The sequence below is a fragment of the Endozoicomonas numazuensis genome, from assembly GCF_000722635.1.
In the GTDB taxonomy this organism is placed as follows: domain Bacteria; phylum Pseudomonadota; class Gammaproteobacteria; order Pseudomonadales; family Endozoicomonadaceae; genus Endozoicomonas_A; species Endozoicomonas_A numazuensis.
Map to the genome: position 1 here is coordinate 540093 of NZ_JOKH01000003.1, position 18119 is coordinate 558211.

The following is an 18119-nucleotide window of genomic DNA, read 5'->3' on the forward strand; positions in this document are numbered from 1 at the left end:
CAAAACGATGTCATCCAGGTGAAACTGCGTGAGCTCGGTCAGCAGCCTGAAGCTCAGGTCAAAGCCCGTAATGCTGCTCTGGCCCAGACCCTGGGTATGGATCCTTTCGCCGAAAAAACCACTCTGGTTGAACAAAATGAAGCCATTGAAGCCAAACTCCAAGAGCTAAACCAGCAGCCCGATGCCCTTGCCAAGCAACGCAATGCACAGCTGGCTCAACAGCTGGGTATTGTTGACTTTGATGATGACGCAGCCCTGGATCAGCAAAACGCTGCCATCCGGGCGAAGATGCATGCTGCCATCCAGGCGGAGCTCGATCAGCAGAATAAAATTCAGGTCAAGGCCCGCTATCAAGACATCGCCGCACAACTGAACATTCAGGGTTTTGATGGCGATGCTGATCTTGACAACCAGCGAGCGGTTCTGCTGCAGAGAATCCAGGAGTTAAACGCTGTTGCAGGCCCTGGAAACGATGCTGACGTCAAAGCCCAACAGGCCGCTTTAGCCGCCGTTCTTGGCATTGAACTGGATGATGCCGGTACCCTCGACGACCGAAATACAAAGCTTGAAGAAGCCATGCAGGGCACAGTCGACAAGCTCGTCGAAGAACTGGAAGACATCAGAACGCCCGGACATCCCAAAGCTAAGCCTGAAGTAAAAGAAACACTGGGTAAATTGGAAAGAGCTCTGGAGATGGCTGACCCGGATGAAGAGGATGATGAGTATCTTCGTCGTTGGGCCATTTCCGAGGAGATGAAGAAATACATCACTCAAGCCAGGGAGCGTTCAGAAGAAGAAGCCATTGACGTACTCGAAGTTCTGGAAGATAAGCTCGAGCTCGAAGTTGATGAAAACGACGACAGGGCCAAAAGACTGGCCAGAGTTCATGAAAAACTGGGCACCGATGACGTCACAGAAGAGATTCTGAACGATATAGAGATTGCCCTTCAAGATGATGACGAGGAAGAAGCTCCTCAGGGCAACAGAGATGACAAGCTCCAGAGGCTTCGTGATCGTCTTACCAACGAAGTTGAAGAAGTGGATGAGAGAGCCGGGGAAAGACAGACCGCACTGCTTGAAGCTGCTGAAAAGAACCTGGATATCAACGCTGATAAAAACGCGGATGAAAGAGGTAAGGCTTTCAGTGATGAGTTAGCAAAACAACTGGATGTTGAGTACGATGACGACAATCCTGGTCTGAATGACAGAAAGGAAGCCCTTAAAGCCAAGGTTCAGGTGTTAAATGACGAAGTCGACGAAGCCTATGCAAATGAAGGGACAAGAAGAAACCGGAACAATGAGATAGCCCAGCTGCTCGGCATTGAGGACTTTGATGAAGCGGCTCCTATTGACAACCAGAATGAAGTACTTCAGAGAAAACTCCATCAACTGGATAGTCAGATAGACAGCGCTGGTCAGCTAACCGTTAAAGATCGTATTGCGGATATTGATGCCGTGCTCGATAAACAAGTAGCTCGCCTCAGCCCCAAACCACGATACGTGCTTGATCGTGAGGTAGCCTGGTCCAAGCGAGCTCTGGCGGAAACTGAAAGTGAACTGGAAGCGGTTCGTGGCAAGCATTTGGAGATTACGGGTCGTGAAGGTGTTCACCCCATCACGGATGAAGAAGCCACTGTTCTCAACCAGAAAATGAAGCAGATTCAGACCGATTTAGGTCTGGATGCTCCTGACGAGCAGAACACCGATGATCGTGTCGATGCCATCAGGCAACACCTTCAGGGAGATGGTGCCGGAAAAAGAGGTGAAGCCGCTGAGAAACTGAGAGCTGTCACTACAGATCTGAAGGTTCCTGTAGAGGGTGACCCCGGAGTACTGGAAGAAGGTGATTACTTCGATGCCATCACAGCCTATACAGCTACTCATGGTCAGGATGAAGTTGAAGAAGTGGTAGGTAAACTGCCTGAAACAAGAAAAAAATACGATCAGGTCACTACCTTCCTTCAGGATCATGAGCAGAAACGTCTGGCTGTGGCCAATGCTGAGCAGGAACAAAGGAATGCACAACAGGATCTGGATCGTAAGAAGCAAGAGATTGCCGATTTAGTGGGCGATGACCAGGCAGCGAAGACAAGGCTTAGAAACGAAAAGGATCAGCTGGATCTGCTACTGAAGCAGAAAACAGCAGCTGTTCCTGTCGCGCAGAAAGATCTGGATGATCATGAAGCCCTTCTTAAAACTACTGAAGAAAGTATGGGCCTTAAGCCCGCCCCTACCGATGAGCATGATGCCCGGGTTAATGCCTTGAGAGACAAACAGGCACAACTGGGTGGTGATGATGGTAATGGAGGCAAGATCGAGCAGCTGACTCAACAACAGCTCCAACTGGCAGCTGAACTTGAAGCTATGCAGCAAGAACTTGAGACAAAAAACGCAGTAGTGATGGCAGCAGAAGAAGCCGTAGAGAATGAAGGTGGCCCTTACCAGTACACGCCGAAACAGGCAAAAGTCGAGTTAGCGATACAAGCTTATTCGAACGATAACATCTTCAAAGATAAAGCCCTGAGAGCAGCTATTGGTCTGGCTAACGCAGCGAAAAAAGCTAATAAGCCAGATATCAACCTTGTCGCTTTCGACTTCGACGATGAGTTTGCTTCCATTCGCTTGCAGGCACTGGTCGGCGATGAATTGACTCTTGAACAGTCCAGTCGCATTGTTGAAGTCTTCAGAAAACTGAAGGAGACTTTCCCAACCGCTCAAGCAATAGATGATGGCGAACCTGTAACAGCATTCCAGAGAGCTCTGGATCTGGCTGATCAGGCAAGGGCTCAGATACAAACCGGCCCTCAGCACTTCGATGACGTAATTAATGGTCTGGGATCGAGCGCCATAAACTATGAAGAGCACGACCCTCGTTACCTGAAGGCCTTTTCAGATTACTTTGCTGAACAGTCAGAAAACGGTAACATGGTCATTGTTCTGCTGCGTGACGGTCTGGTCAACCATGCTGAACTTGGAAGTTACATGAGGGCAGCCAGGACTCTTGGTCAAGCGCAGCAGATTCAAAAGCCTACTGTAGATCAAACAGCCCAGCTTTTAGCATTAGAAGAAGCATTCGCAGAGCAGTATCAAGAGCTAGAACATTTCCTTAGCTACAAACACGGCGTTGAGGTGGCTCCGTTCAAGAAAATTATTACAATGCTGTCCGACGACGGAATAGATAATTTTATAGATAGCGCCTTTAAATCTGTCGCCGTGACCGCCACCGGTCCAACAGGGATGAAAGAGTCTGTCACTGGCATGACGGAATATGCAGCTTCAATCATCGCTAACATTATTCTGGACGATATAGCCTTGAATAACGGCATTCAAACAGGAGCTTTTCTTGCCAATATTCAAGAGACTTTGACACCTTATGCCTATGCCCTCGGCGTGGCAGAGTCCGACTTGATCAAGGTTATCACCAGCACTCTTTCACAGCTTCACGCATCGGCTGTTGAACACCAGGTATTTGATTTCTGGGTAAAACCTTCGGCCTATCTGGTACAGGCCGTGACCTGGTATTTCAACAGTTACAAACCACTACTGGCCACCAGTACTGCCTGGCAGGCAAGCAAACTTGCACTCTCTAACATGGGGTACCTTTACCTCCTGGACCTGACTAACCGAGGGGATTATCTGCACAGAATACCAACGCCTTTCCAGAACTGGCTGGAACGCTATGAAATTGATCAGGACCGAACCGGTCAGTATGCCTTCCATAGTGATTTAGAAAGAATTACTGAAGTCGGTGGTCTGCTGATGCCATTTGGCAAGGCCGCATCAATGGGCATCATGTTGAACACGGGTAAGATGCTGTTTGCCAGACAGTACCATGCCAACCCACATATGTATCGCAGCTTTCTCCGCCTGGTGCCTCAAATGGTGAAATCCATGGGCTCCAGACAAGGAATACAGGTACCGTTGCTGCATAGAGTAACACCGCAAAAAGTGAAAATGCTGGCCTCAGTTACAGCCGGTGTAGTGCTTGGTCCAGTGACCACCGCTGGATCCTATGTCTACGGCCTGATGTCTGGATTTACCACGCCTCAAGTTGTCTTGGCATCTATGGCCGCGGGTGTTTCTTATGACTTCTTCATGAACGACAACAAAATGCTCACTCAGTGGCTAAGTGGCCCAGTGGGTAGGGGTATTGACTCGATCAACCGTTGGAGAGGCACTGGCGAAAGTGAAGCAGAGTACATAAGACGTACTGCTGTTGCTAATCCACAACGCCATAACGAAACTGATCAGGCTTATGCCCAGCGTGTTAAAAAGAGTAACATGATGCATGGCTGGACACGTAATGAGAGCAACTATCTGCATTTCCGTGAACGTCGTGATCAAACCATGAAACTCTATGACCAGGGTTGGGAAAAGTACTTCAAGGAAAATGTGCCCAAGTGGTCATTCTCGCATGCAGAAAGTATTCCTTATTCTTATACTCTGGGTGCCTTCTATGAATGGCAAAAGGTTGATGATAAGGATGAAAAGATCGATATTATTGGCAAACCTCCAATAAAATCAACTAAGGCTTCTTCTGTGACTTCAACACCTGTTGTCACACAAGCAATCTCTGAAACCGTTCCGGTTAAAACACCAGCAGTCCCTCTCGTAGATCTGGATGAAGATGAAGATTGGGAAACTGTAACAACGACTACCGAAGCGCCTGTGACCACATCGACCACAGTCGATACTTCGGTTAGCAGTGAACCAGTGTCTGAACCTAGCTCATCCAGCGTCGTCCAGACAACGACTGCATCCATGGAGCCTGTTGAAACACCAGCAACCCCTCCCGTAGATTTGGATAAAGAAGAAGATTGGGAAGTCACAACCACAGCAGCTCCGGTCACTACAACGACGACAGCAGTGCCGATAACACCGGCTACTACTACCTCAACCACTACTACCTCAACCACTACAAGTACTGCACCTAAGGAAACCCCAGTACTCAAACAACCCACTTCAGAGATTAACCTTGACGACTTCAATCTGGATGATGATTGGGATAATGAAGACTGGGATACTGGACACGACGAGTTCTGATTAATATCAGCAACCCACGCATAACCCTCTAAGGGTTATCAAACGAAGCCAGTATGAAGGATACATACTGGCTTCTTCCTATTAAAAGGCAGCCCATTAATCGTTTACAGGACAAGTCACACACCTTTAAAAAATTGAAAGCAATACGATGAATAATACGATTAAGGATTTGTCCCAAAATAACTTCCCGATTTTCACCCGGATTCCGTTCGCCCTGAGCCTGTCGAAGGGTTATGGCATTGGGCTTCGACAAGCTCAGCCCGAACGGATTTTGAGCAGATTTGAATAAGGAAGTTATTTTGGGACTACTCCTAACCTGTTGCTTTACTATAAAGACAGAAAACTGATTAAAGGCTCTATCTGAAACAGTTCTGTATCAAAAAATCTGGCTTCAGGAGTGATGCAATAGTCTGTTAATGACTTCTGTATTCAACATGAATACCCGATATAGATTCACAGGAATCGCTGGATAAGCCTCTAAAAGTGCAATGATGAACAGCCTGGTCAAGCTTCGATTAACCCTCTACGAGAAGGTATTAGTGCATGTTTTCCTTTTCTGAAAAAACAACTCAAATGAATAATGCTCAAGCAAATTCAATTAACGAAATGCTTGAACGGAAGCATGACTCTATAGTCGACCCCTACCCTTTTAAACCTACAGAATCATTGTTCGGTATTACTTCCCTTTTTTCAGTTTGCGCAGCCACATCTCTGACTCTGATACTGACTTTGGGGCCAGTGACTGTGTGCAATGCAGACTGGAATGAAACAGAAGATGATGAAGAGCGGTCAGTCGTTGAACAGTTCATCAATGAACAGGATGATTCCGGCTCTCCTTATCCAGTTCCTGATGAAGCTGACCTCGATGAAATGGAAGACCAGGGAGAACTGGAAGGATACTACCCAGAAGAAGCAGAGCAATAAGTTCAGCTTGTGCATAAGGCATCATTGCCTAACCCGGAAATTTCATGAAGTGTTTTGTCGTCATACTCATTTTTATTGCATGAACCAGACCACAAAATACTGTCATGACGATAAAGCTTCGGCAAAAAGATGACAATCTGGATGTGTTAACGTTCACGTCCAGCAAAAAATGAACACGACAGTGCTTTTATAGTCTTTGCAACTTTATGAAGTTTCCGATCTAAACATAAATCCGATACACCAATAATCAGGTATAGAATTACAAGCAATACACTCGACACTTGCTGAGATATCCAGACTTCCTTATTGCGTTAGCAGGCAAATGCAGGTAAAAAAGAGCGGCAGAGCAATAATTAAGATAAAGCGACTCTCATGCCAATCCGTTTCAGGGATCGACTGTCATTCAAACAGGCACGTAACACCGTTGTCATAGCCTTCATACTGGGGCTATTCCTGAGTCTGTTTCAGGTCATCACCGACTACCAGTCCCAGGACCGGCAAATTGATGCCACCATAGAAACCTATATCGCCATTACCCGTACACCCGCCGCCCGGATTGCCTATAACATTGATAAAGAGCTGGCCAATGAGCTGGTGCTGGGACTGATCGAATCACCTACCATCGTCAGGGCAGAAATCGTTGATCCTTCAGGTGCCGCATTGGCTGCTGTCAGCAAAGAGCCACAGCAAGATAAGGCCCGGCCTTTTACTGATATGTTGTTTGGCGCCAGCCGAACCTATATCCGAGAACTGAAGGTACCCTTTGATGAAGATGAAAAGCTTGGCTGGTTAAAAATCGTAGCGGACACTCGCCCTATCAGTATTCAGTTTTTTGACCGCTCAATTGTGACAATGGTCACAGGGCTGGTCAGAACATTCTTACTGTCTCTGGTGCTGTTCATCATGCTCTACTTGATGTTAACCAAACCTTTGCTCAACCTTACTGACCGAATGGTCGAGCATCCGGAAGACAGTAACAAAATTCAGTTACCGGAACCCAAGGGGCATGAGAATGATGAAATTGGTCTGCTGGCACGCACCATCAATCACTACCTGAACAATATCCATCACCATCTGCATCATCGACGACGGGCTGAAGAACAGTTACGAGAACACCTGGCGGAGCTCGAAACCATTATTGCCCGGCGTACCCGGGAAATTCGTAAAAACAACGAGACATTGGAAAAAACCAACCGCCAGCTTGAGAAAGCACGCAGTCAAGCTATGGAAACCGCCAGCCAGCGAGCCAAGCAGTTATCCAGTCTGAGTCATGAAATCAGAACACCACTCAATGCACTTCTGGGCATGTTGAGTATTGCTCTCGACGAAGAACTGACTGAAGTACAACACCAGCGGTTAACTATTGCCCGGGATTCTGGCACACACCTGATACGACTACTCAATGATATTCTGGATCTCTCCCGGCTTGAATCAGGCAAAATGATTCTCGAAGAGATTCCTTTTGATCTCAGAAGCTCACTGGAAGACGTGGTCGTTCTCACCGGGCAATCAACCTTCACTAAAGGGGTGCCCATCTTTTGTGATATTGATCCTACATTGCCCGAAGAGGTTGTGGGAGACCCTACCCGCTTCCATCAGGTCATCACCAATCTCGTCAGCAATGCCGCAAAATTTACGGATGAGGGCGAAATTCGCCTCTGGCTTGATTGCCAGAAAACATCAGAGAACAGTCTGGTGATCATGCTGAATATCAGTGACACCGGTATCGGTGTTCCGGAGTCAGCTCTGGATGAAATCTTTAAACCTTTTGCCCAGGCCAGCAGTGATACCAGCCGTCGCTTCGGAGGTTCGGGTATGGGCTTGCCTCTGACTCAATCTATTGTCACTAATATGGGTGGACAACTGTCTGTCATCTCAGAACCCGGAGAAGGCAGTACCTTTTCTGTGCAGCTACCTTTCCACTATGAGTCAGCCGAGGAAAAAGTGCCTGTACCTTCTGATGCCAGAGAAAGACAACTGGTGCTTGACTGCTCAGAAGCTTTGCAGAGCTGTTGTTCTCACCTTCTGACACACTGGGACATTACCCATCGACAAGCGAGTAACAGTGAAACCGGGATCCAACCTGGTGATTGGGCAGATATTCTGATTACTGACCATAAAGAGCAGGCCAAAAGCGCTGTTCTGGATAACCCGTCTCTGAAAGTCATTTATGCGGCTCACACCCCTCTGGAAAACAGTCCAGATACGTTGGTTTGGCTTCCACTCCCCCTGACCCGGACGCTACTCATCCAGGCGTTGGAAAAAACCCAAACCATTAGCTACGAGGTTTCACAGCCGTTACCTGCCACTCTGAATACTCAGCATAAAAAAAGCAGCCATTACTCTGTTCTGGTGGTCGAAGATAACCCCATCAACCGAATGGTGGCAGAAGGCATGCTTGAGCAATTAGGCTTCAACGTGGAGCTGGCCCATAACGGCAAGAGCTGCCTCGAAGCATGCCAGCACAAGAACTACGACCTGATTTTAATGGACTGCAATATGCCGGTCATGGATGGGTTTACCACCACTCGAAGACTGCGTGACCAGATAGAAACCCGGGAAACGCCCATAGTTGCTTTGACAGCCAATGCTCTCAATGAACACCGAAAACAGTGCCTTGAAGCAGGCATGAACGACCATCTGGCAAAACCCTTCAACAAGGAACAGCTTGAAAGCACTTTGTCCAAGTGGCTTGCAGCCTGATAAACATGGGGACGCTGTTCACCCTGAGCTGTCGAAGGGTTGTGCTACCAGGCTTCGACAGGCTCAGCCCGAACGGGTTTTGAGAGGGTTGAACAGAGAAGTCAGCTTCAGGCAGTTTCTTAATACCTGTACTTTCAACTAAACCCTGACAACTCAATACTTAACTTTCTTTGAACTGAAGTGCCACCGAGTTCATGCAGTACCTCATCCCTGTAGGCTCCGGGCCGTCTGGAAATACATGCCCCAAATGCGCATTACACGCGGAGCAAACGACTTCAATGCGGTCCATCCCCAGGCTTTTATCCTCGATATATTTCACAGCTTCTTTATCCACGACTTCCCAGAAGCTCGGCCAGCCACAGCCTGCATCAAATTTGGTCGTCGATTCAAACAGGACCTGATCACAACAGACACAGCTATAGCAGCCATTGCCATCAAAATGAACGTATTCACCGGAAAAAGGCCTCTCTGTCCCCTTCTTCCGACAAACCTGATACTGATCATCAGTCAACTCTTCCTGCCACTGGGCATCGGTTTTTTCTACAGTCATACCACCTCCAGCATCTTTAGCTGAAATATCCGGGTTTAGCTCGTGCACTGCTGCCTTAAAGCGATCATAATGATCGCCTGATTTCCTTCCAGATAGAACATTTTTTACCAAGTCTTGTCTATTTATAGTCAGACAGCGTGTGTTCTGAGGAATCTGGTGCCTTGATCCCTGCTGATCAAGGACACTAGGAGGCTGTCCGAGAATAGACAGCCCGGCCTAAAATCCAGAAAGAACGGCCATCTTTTCCACTGAATTTGCTTAAATAGGTCCACTATTCGCACAAATTCAGTGAAAAAGCTGACTCGTTCTACTGAATTTTATGCTCGGACGCTACTCTCGGTCAGCCTCCCAGGAGGCTGAACCAAAACAATCAGCCTTCTATGGCTGCCCAGCCATGAGTAATGACAACATACAAAAACACAATTGACCCCGGAGCCATAAGTGCGACTGGCTCCCAGAGTCAACACTGGAAAAGTACCCATGAAGGATATTGAGAAGTCCCTGAAACTGGAAAACGTCTGCTATGAAATACGTGGTCCGGTATTGCGTGAAGCCAGAAGATTGGAGGAGGAAGGCCAGCGTGTTCTGAAATTGAACACAGGCAACCCTGCGCCTTTCGGCTTTGATGCACCTGAGGAGATTATTCAGGACGTCATTCTCAACCTCCCCAACTCTCAAGGTTATACGGACTCCAAGGGTCTGTTCTCTGCTCGTAAAGCGGTTATGCACTACTGCCAGCAAAAAGGTTTTCCTGGCGTAGAGTTGGAAGACATATTCATTGGCAACGGTGTCAGCGAGCTGGTCGTCATGACCATGCAGGGGTTACTGAATAACGGTGACGAAATTCTGATACCGGCTCCGGATTACCCTCTCTGGACTGCAGCCGCCAACTTGTCAGGTGGCCGGGCTGTCCACTACCTCTGCGATGAACACTCTGACTGGTATCCAGACCTGGATGATATTCGAAGCAAGATTACGGCTAAAACCCGGGGCATTGTTGTCATCAACCCTAATAATCCAACGGGTGCCGTTTACCCTCCTGAGCTGTTGTTAGAAATCATTGAGATCGCCCGACAACACAGCCTTATTGTTTTTGCTGACGAGATCTACGACAAGATTCTTTACGATGGCACAGAGCACACCGCTATGGCATCACTGGCTGATGATGTGTTTATGATTTCTTTCAATGGCCTCTCCAAATCCTATCGTGCAGCCGGTTTTCGTTCAGGCTGGATGGTTGCCAGCGGCCCCAAGCATAGAGCTAAAGATTATCTCGAAGGGTTGGAAATGCTGGCATCCATGCGCCTGTGCTCTAATGTGCCTGCCCAGCATGCTATTCAAACGGCACTGGGTGGTTATCAGAGTATCAATGACCTGGTATTACCCGGTGGCAGGCTTCTGGCCCAGAGAGATGTGCTCTATGAGCGATTAAATCAGATACCCGGTGTCAGCTGTGTAAAACCCAAGGGAGCCCTTTATGTATTCCCTAGACTGGATCCTAAGAAGTATCCTATTCACGACGACGAACAGCTGGTTCTGGATCTGTTGACTCAGGAGAAAATTCTGCTGGTGCAGGGTCGTGCCTTCAACTGGCCTGATCCCGATCATCTAAGAATTATCACCTTGCCCCGGGTCGAAGACCTGGAAATGGTAGGAGAAAAACTTGAGCGATTCCTGAGCCGTTATAAACAATAAATTGGCTAACACTTAAACGTTAAACGCTGGCAGTTCTATACTAAACACTGCCAGCTTAATACTCTTAGGATTTGTCTTGAAATAACTTCCCGATTAAAACATGAACTCCGTTCACCCTGAGCTTGTTGAAGGGTGGTGGCTCTGGGCTTCGACAGGCTCAGTCCGAACGGGGACTGGTTAAATAAGGCAGTTATTGACGGACGATTCCTTAGCTGAAGACTGTTAACTGAAAACTAAAAGAAATGGCAGACATCCACATAGACGATTTTTTTCATGACTGTGCCAAGACCCTGGTACATCTCTACAATACCTTTCCAAGACTGACTTCACTGTATGTCGATGACATTATAATCCCAGAACCTGTGGATGAGTTTGGCTTACCCAGCAGACGACATCAGGCCTGTTTTGACAGTTTTCTGTGGCTGGCCAGAGAAGGCTATATCCACTACGAGCAAAGAGTCCGACTGGAAGGTCTGGACCAGGTAGTACTCACTGAGAAAAGTTTTCTCAGACTGAGTTTACCCAGCCTGAATGTTGACCTCGACGAACAGCCCGAGCATATCGCTCAAAAGCGTGGAACACTGGGCTGGCAGTTTCGAGCAGCCTTGAGGTCAGGCACAACCCACCAGCTAAACCAGCTTTGCCAACACTTTTTTACAATAAAAAGCTAACAGACTGTAAACAACTGTAAAATGCCTGAGTAAGGATTGAAATCCTGACTCAGCGTCTCCATATTCCCAGTATCCGACTAATTAAGGTAACCATTCCGGTAATGAAAAGAATTCTGCTATTTCTGGCCACTAACCTTGCTGTCATCGCAGTAGCCAGTATCACTCTGAACATCCTTGGCGTGGGTAGCTATATCACAGCCCAGGGACTCAATATGAGTTCACTGCTGGTTTTCTGTGCAGTCTTCGGTTTTGCCGGTTCCTTTGTCTCTCTGTTCCTCTCCAAAATGATGGCTAAAATGGGTACCGGTACCCAGATTATTGACCAGCCCCGTACGGCTCAGGAACGCTGGTTGATCGACACTGTGCAAGAGCTGTCTGAAAAAGCAGGCATTGGCATGCCTGAAGTGGGTATTTTCCCTTCTCCTGAATCCAATGCGTTTGCTACTGGCTGGAATAAAAATGCCTCACTGGTCGCTGTGAGTCAGGGTCTTCTGGATCGTTTCAGTCCTAAAGAAGCAAGAGCGGTTATCGGTCACGAAATTGGTCATGTAGCCAATGGTGACATGGTAACGCTGGCTCTGATTCAGGGTGTCGTGAACACGTTTGTCATGTTCTTTGCCCGCATTATTGGGTATGCCGTAGACAGCTTCCTTCGCCGTGATGAAGAAAGCAGCGGTCCCGGCATTGGCTTCTATGTTGTCAGTTTTATTGCCGAGATCATTCTGGGTATTGCTGCCAGCTCCATTGTTATGTGGTTCTCCCGTAAGCGCGAGTTCCGTGCTGATGAGGCGGGTGCCGAACTGGCAGGCCGTGGTGACATGATTGCTGCTTTGGAAAGACTGAGAGCTGAATACGACGCTCCCAGTGTAATGCCGGCCACAATGACCGCATTTGGTATTCGCAAGAATGGCCAGGGCGGGCTAGCGGCCCTGTTCTCCAGCCACCCAGCTCTGGAAGATCGTATTCAGGCACTGCAAGCTCACCGTTGATCTTAAGCTCTATCTGCAAAGGCTCGCCCATGCGGGCCTTTTTCATTTCTGGCGAAAGCTTTGAGCAATCTCGTCACTCCAGAAACAGCCTCCGTTTCTTATACGAAACACCGCTTCCGACAAGATGCACTCTTCTAGGAGGCTGACCGAGAATAGCGTCCGAGCATAAAATTCAGTAGAACGAGTCAGCTTTTTCACTGAATTTGTGCGAATAGTTGACCTATTTAAGCAAATTCAGTGGAAAAGATGGCCGTTCTTTCTGGATTTTAGGCCGGGCTGTCTATATGCCCCATTTCGGGGGCATATAACCCTTCGTCTTTTCAACAGATTCAAGCTGTAATTTTCAAACTATGGAGCCAGATACTTCCTATTCCATGACAGAGACAGAAGAATATTGTTTTGGCTTCAGTGACAAGCTCTTTATAATAAGCTTTTATTTCTAATCCAGCTGCTTATATGCCTATTGAACATCCTGATCCTATCTGGGTCCTCGACAGTGAAAGCCTTAACCATTACTGCCAGCAGTGGCTTGAGCTGGATGCTATAGCACTGGATACAGAATTTATCCGCACAGACACCTTTTATCCCATTCCCGGGCTGATCCAAGTGGGTACGGGTGAAGAGGTTTTCCTGTTAGACCCGCTCAGTGTTCAGGACTGGGGCCCATTTGCCAGGGTTCTTCAGTCCAAGTCTGTCGTCAAGGTACTTCATGCCTGCGGCGAAGACCTGGAAGTGTTCAATATCTTGACCGGTTGCCGACCCGTTGCATTACTGGATACGCAGCTGGCTGCTGCTTATGCAGGGCTCGGGCACTCCTTAAGTTACCAGAACCTGCTGAAGACCCTGCTTGAAGTGGATCTGCCCAAGGATGCTACCCGTTCAGACTGGCTGCAACGTCCACTGACAGAAGCTCAAGTCAGCTATGCAACACTTGATGTCGTCCACCTGTTGGAAGCCTACCAGTTATTGCTGAAACAATTGCAGGACAAACCCCAGTTACAATGGGTTCAAGAAGACTGTGATGCTCTGCTGTCCTCTCCTTTATTCCCGGACCCCAGCGAAATCTGGAAAGACGTCAAGCGGGCATGGCAACTGCGCCCCCAGCAGCTGGCAGTACTGCGGAAGATTTGTGAGTACCGGGAGTTGGAAGCCCGCAAAAGCAATACACCAAGAAACCGGGTCATTCCCAAGGGCAGCCTTTGGCCTATCGCCCGCGACATGCCTGACAATATACGTTCACTTTCTTCCATTCAGGACATGAAGCCCAAGACCCTTCGCAAATATGGTGAGATTATTCTGGACCTGGTCGAGCAGGCTAAAGATATTCCCGAAACGGAGTATCCAGATCAACTTCCAGCCCCTCTCCCTAAAGCGGCGAGAGACTACGGCAAACTGATCAAAGCCTGGGTACAAGAGAAATCTGCGGAACTGAATATTCCTGTAGAGCTGCTCTTTCCTGGCAAGATGTCCAATGCGCTTTTACGTCAGTGGCAGAACAACGGCCAATTCTCCATCCCTGAAAGCATTAAGGGATGGCGTCAGCGGGAAATTGCCAAACCTTTGATTCTTGCACTGAAAGAACACAAAACTGACCAGAGATAATCGTGACTCAAGTCCACTTTTCCTCTGTTTCATAGCAATTTTAAAGAAACGATTATTATTATGTCTAAATTGATTGCCTCCATTTTCAAAAGCAGTAAGCGCAATGAGATGTATCTCTACGTCGAAAAACGCGATCAACTGGAAAAAGTCCCTGAAGCACTTCACCAGGCCTTCGGTAAAGCGACCCATGTGATGGATGTACTGTTAACACCGGAACGTAAACTGGCCAGAGCTGACGTTGAACAGGTGATCTCAGAGATTGAAGAGAAGGGCTTTTACTTACAGATGCCTCCTGCCGAAGAAGACTATATTCAGCACCTTCCTGAAGAATTGCTGAGCTTTAACGACCCGGTATGACGACTCCTTTCTGGCTGACCAAATCCCTTAATCAGATGACCCCCGAAGAGTGGGAAAGTCTCTGCGATGGCTGCGGTCGCTGCTGCCTGCAAAAGTTGGAAGATGAGGACACAGGGGAGGTTCACAACACTTCTCTGGCCTGCCAGCTGCTGGATATCGCCAGTTGCCAGTGCTCAGACTACGCACACCGCAAAGAAAAGGTGCCCGAGTGTCTAAAGCTAACCGTGAGCGATATTCCCCATTTCCACTGGCTGCCAGATACCTGCGCCTATCGCCTGCTGGCCGAAGGCAAACCACTCTTCGATTGGCACCCTCTGGTATCAGGCGAGACTGACAGTATTCACCATGCTGGTATTTCAGTCAGGGCTTTCGCACAATCAGAAACAACAGTGCCAGAAGAAGACTGGGAGGATTACATTATCCCCCTTCAAAATATTGACCCGTGAGCTCACAGATAACGGTTAACTTTATCCTTTCCAGGGAGCAACAAAGTCTGCTGGATTGAGCTCATCCACTTTCTTTGTGGGTCCTGTGGGCGTCCCCAGGTAAATAAACCCTAACAGTCGTTCATTGTCTGAAAGACCCAAACCTTTTGCGGTGCCAGAGTAATATGAGACAGCACCCGTTCGCCACATAGCCCCCACCCCCTGGGCAAAAGCTGCATGCAGAATATTCTGGGCGGCGGCACCGGCAGAAAGATATTGTTCCAGCTCTGGAACTTTCGGGTGTTCCTGTAAATTACAGATCAATGCAATCAGAACCGGTGCACGCAATGGCAGGCCTTTCAATCGCTCTACCGCGTCAGGAGAAAGGTCAGGCTGCTCTGCCACAGCAGAGCGTGCAAACAGTTCACCCAGTTTGAGCCTGGCACCTCCTGTAATGGTTAAAAAGCGCCAAGGTCTGAGTCTGCCATGATCAGGTGCTCTCAGCGCCGCTTTAAATATCATTCTTAACTGTTCAGCGTCAGGGCCGGGGTCAGTCAGAACAGGACGCGAAACTCGTTGAGTCAGCGACTCCATAATCATAGATTGATTGTCCATGAACCATTAATCCTTAAAATAGGGCTCGAACGGGAAAACTGCGACTGCATTGTGATAGTTTGATAGACAATGGTATTACTGGGCTATCCTATCTTGCCAGCGTTTTTACCCATTGAGCTGAGCAAATGACTGATACTGCTAGAGCGGATACTGCTAGAGCGGATACGACCCGCTATTACTGCCACCTTCATTCAGCCTATTTTCCAGCAAAGAATGATAGTGTTATAGTCAATGCCTCTGGCAAAGACCTGTCCGGGACGACAGGAAATTCCAGACATCCTGAAACACGGGTATGATGAATTAACCCGCCTGAACTGTATTTTAAGGCATGACAATAAGAAAACATCCATGAGCGAGAAGTGCGCCAATGTGAGTGACTCCGAACGTTTCCATGGGAAAATAAGTGCCAGGGGTGCAATGGCGAAGCAAGCAATCTTCAGCAGTTTACACAGTCCTGTCGGTAGAGATTATCAGGCCAGGGTTCTGGCTTATACTCTGGTCGCCCTGAGCATCGGTTTCGGGATTTACAAGGACACGCTCCCCAGCCATATGATTTTCTTTGGGGTCTATGCTGCTGTCTACCCACATATTGCCACTCTACTGTTTTTTTTCCTGAATCAGCTTTACCCCAAAAAGCATAAGCCAGCCTCTCTGGTGGTCGACTCCATGAATGCAGGCATCTTTCTGATTGCAGCAGGCCTGCCTCCTGTAGAGTCCATGCTATTCAGTATGATTTTGATGTGCAGTGGCATCATTCGCTATGGTCTGATTTCTCTGGCCGTGATTCCCGTTCTGATGCTGGCGTCCGGAGGTGTCACTTACTTCCTTCTTCCCCAGCCTCTGATGAGGCCTATGCCTGTTACTTTCACCCTTGTGTCTGCGCTCTCTGTCATGATTTATATGCTCTACCTTGCCTGGATCATACGACAAAAACACAAGGTTTTTGTGGACCTCAGAGACAAGGCAAAAGCCCAACAGCGTCGATACACCATTCTGGCCAGCAGCTTGACCAAATACCTTTCTCCTCAAGTCTGGCACTCGATTTTTGTCGGACGAAAAAGTGCAAAACTGGAAAGCCAGAGAAAAAAACTGACTGTTTTCTTCTCCGATATCAAGGGATTTACGGAACTGTCTGAAGAACTCGAGCCAGAAGCCCTGACGGATATGCTGAATCAGTATCTGACCGAGATGTCGAAAATAGCGCTTAAGTACGGCGGAACTATCGACAAATTTGTAGGCGACAGCATTATGATTTTCTTCGGTGACCCCCGCACCCGAGGTCCCAAAAAAGATGCTCTGGCGGCAGTTTCAATGGCGATCGCCATGCGACGCCACATGAAGGTTCTACGTCATCAATGGCGTAAGCAGGGGATTGAACGACCACTGGAAATTCGCATGGGGATCAATACAGGCTATTGCACAGTAGGAAATTTTGGTGCCGAGAACCGAATGGATTACACCCTGATCGGCAAGGAAGTGAATCTGGCCAGTCGCCTGGAAAGTCAGGCCGATGCCAATCAGGTCCTGATCTCTCATGAAACATGGTCGCTGGTCAAGGAAGTGATACTTTGTCAGTCAGTCGGCGTACTCAGAGTAAAAGGATTCAGTCGTTCTGTTCCCTGTTACCGGGTTCTGGATTTCCGTCGTAATCTAGGCCAGAAACAAAGTTATATGGATTACGAAGCCAAAGGGTTTTCAATTTATGTAGATGGGGACACGATAGATCATAAAGATAGAAAAGAGATCATACGAAACCTGAAGTTAGCGGCTCAGAAACTTGAGCGAGAAATTATGACAGAAGACAACAGCTAAGCAACACACCCACATATTTCTTTTTAATGGCGTATAGTCTTCTGACATCCATGGTGGTTTACCTTCATCACTTTTCTTCTCCTCGTCATGAATTTGCAGAGTACCTATACCGTCGGCTAATCCAGAGGCCTCATCCTGCAGTTGTACCGTTTGACCTTCCTGCTCAGCCAGATCCTCATGACTCATTTCTTCAAACACGGTGTAAACGGCAGGCAAACTATCTGAAGCGGACGTTAAAAAACCGTCATAGGCACTTATCTGAACATTCCCATCAGCGTTATGAAACACTTTCAAAGTAACAGGAATTGTAGTGCTGGCAGATTCAGGGAGATGGACATGCACCAGCCAAACGGGTTGATTTTGCTGATCACTTATAACATGAACCTGATGAAACTGAAGTAATAACTGGCCAAACAATTCAGGTACAAACAACAGGTTTGTTTGCTGAGTATTGATTGCGCCTCCTGAAATAAAATGTTGAGACAACCATAATGCACTGCTGCCAGTAACACTCGCCTGATTAAACGCATCAACCTGAAAGCGATATGTCTGATCATACTGCATCATCTGGCCCGTGAAATATTCCAAACCAGTGAGCGCTCCATAGTTACCCTGACGAGCCCATCCTTGTCGCTGGAGTAACACTGTGGAAAGCACCTGGGAAGGACTGGCATCTCTCATACCCCGACGATCCATTGCCATGCATTGATTCTGCCATTCCACAGTAAAGGTT

13 protein-coding genes are annotated in these 18119 nt (G+C 47.9%); 10 read left to right on the forward strand and 3 right to left on the reverse strand.

What is annotated here, in order from left to right; all coding sequences use genetic code 11:
• Nucleotides 1-18 precede the first annotated feature (18 nt).
• The 3 genes from GZ78_RS15120 to GZ78_RS15130 all read left to right on the forward strand — a co-directional run bounded on the left by GZ78_RS15120 (nt 19) and on the right by GZ78_RS15130 (nt 8670).
• Nucleotides 19-5043, forward strand: coding sequence for a hypothetical protein (locus GZ78_RS15120; protein ID WP_152558758.1), 5025 nt, complete (start codon nt 19-21; stop codon nt 5041-5043).
• A 543-nt stretch (nt 5044-5586) separates the two neighbouring features.
• The gene (locus tag GZ78_RS15125; protein WP_034837612.1) at nt 5587-5967 is read left to right on the forward strand and encodes a hypothetical protein; all 381 of its coding nucleotides are present in this window, start codon (nt 5587-5589) and stop codon (nt 5965-5967) included.
• 372 nt (nt 5968-6339) lie between these two features.
• The gene (locus GZ78_RS15130) at nt 6340-8670 is read left to right on the forward strand and encodes a hybrid sensor histidine kinase/response regulator (RefSeq protein ID WP_034837614.1); all 2331 of its coding nucleotides are present in this window, start codon (nt 6340-6342) and stop codon (nt 8668-8670) included.
• A 160-nt stretch (nt 8671-8830) separates the two neighbouring features.
• On the opposite strand, the gene msrB is transcribed toward GZ78_RS15130, so the two are convergent.
• On the reverse strand, nt 8831-9220 hold the full coding sequence (gene msrB / locus GZ78_RS15135) for a peptide-methionine (R)-S-oxide reductase MsrB (RefSeq protein WP_034838419.1): 390 nt from the start codon (nt 9218-9220) through the stop codon (nt 8831-8833).
• Between the two features lie 480 nt (nt 9221-9700).
• Between msrB and GZ78_RS15140 the strand changes: the two genes are divergently transcribed.
• The 6 genes from GZ78_RS15140 (at nt 9701) to GZ78_RS15165 (ending at nt 14980) form a co-directional block, all read left to right on the forward strand.
• Nucleotides 9701-10915 (forward strand): pyridoxal phosphate-dependent aminotransferase, encoded by a 1215-nt coding sequence (locus GZ78_RS15140; RefSeq protein ID WP_034837617.1) that lies wholly within the window; start codon nt 9701-9703, stop codon nt 10913-10915.
• Nucleotides 10916-11157: 242 nt separating this feature from the next.
• Complete coding sequence (locus GZ78_RS15145) at nt 11158-11586, forward strand: hypothetical protein (protein WP_034837620.1); 429 nt, start codon at nt 11158-11160, stop codon at nt 11584-11586.
• A 101-nt stretch (nt 11587-11687) separates the two neighbouring features.
• The gene (gene htpX / locus GZ78_RS15150; RefSeq protein ID WP_034837622.1) at nt 11688-12575 is read left to right on the forward strand and encodes a protease HtpX; all 888 of its coding nucleotides are present in this window, start codon (nt 11688-11690) and stop codon (nt 12573-12575) included.
• Between the two features lie 456 nt (nt 12576-13031).
• Nucleotides 13032-14177: a ribonuclease D gene (gene rnd / locus GZ78_RS15155; protein WP_034837625.1), complete on the forward strand. Its 1146-nt coding sequence runs from the start codon at nt 13032-13034 to the stop codon at nt 14175-14177.
• Between the two features lie 60 nt (nt 14178-14237).
• A complete protein-coding gene (locus GZ78_RS15160; RefSeq protein WP_034837627.1) occupies nt 14238-14534 on the forward strand; it encodes a YcgL domain-containing protein in 297 nt (98 codons plus the stop codon).
• Nucleotides 14531-14980, forward strand: coding sequence for a YcgN family cysteine cluster protein (locus GZ78_RS15165; protein ID WP_034837629.1), 450 nt, complete (start codon nt 14531-14533; stop codon nt 14978-14980). The genes GZ78_RS15160 and GZ78_RS15165 overlap by 4 nt, the downstream gene beginning before the upstream one ends.
• A 21-nt stretch (nt 14981-15001) precedes the next feature.
• Here GZ78_RS15165 and GZ78_RS15170 read toward each other — a convergent pair whose 3' ends face one another.
• Nucleotides 15002-15574 (reverse strand): nitroreductase family protein, encoded by a 573-nt coding sequence (locus GZ78_RS15170; RefSeq protein ID WP_034837631.1) that lies wholly within the window; start codon nt 15572-15574, stop codon nt 15002-15004.
• A 417-nt stretch (nt 15575-15991) separates the two neighbouring features.
• Here GZ78_RS15170 and GZ78_RS15175 point away from each other — a divergent pair, with 417 nt between their 5' ends.
• On the forward strand, nt 15992-17386 hold the full coding sequence (locus GZ78_RS15175; protein ID WP_051786274.1) for an adenylate/guanylate cyclase domain-containing protein: 1395 nt from the start codon (nt 15992-15994) through the stop codon (nt 17384-17386).
• On the opposite strand, the gene GZ78_RS15180 is transcribed toward GZ78_RS15175, so the two are convergent.
• Nucleotides 17336-18088 carry a hypothetical protein gene (locus tag GZ78_RS15180; RefSeq protein ID WP_034837633.1) on the reverse strand — a complete coding sequence of 251 codons (753 nt, stop codon included), beginning with the start codon at nt 18086-18088 and terminating at the stop codon, nt 17336-17338. The genes GZ78_RS15175 and GZ78_RS15180 overlap by 51 nt on opposite strands.
• Between the last annotated feature and the right edge of the window lie 31 nt (nt 18089-18119).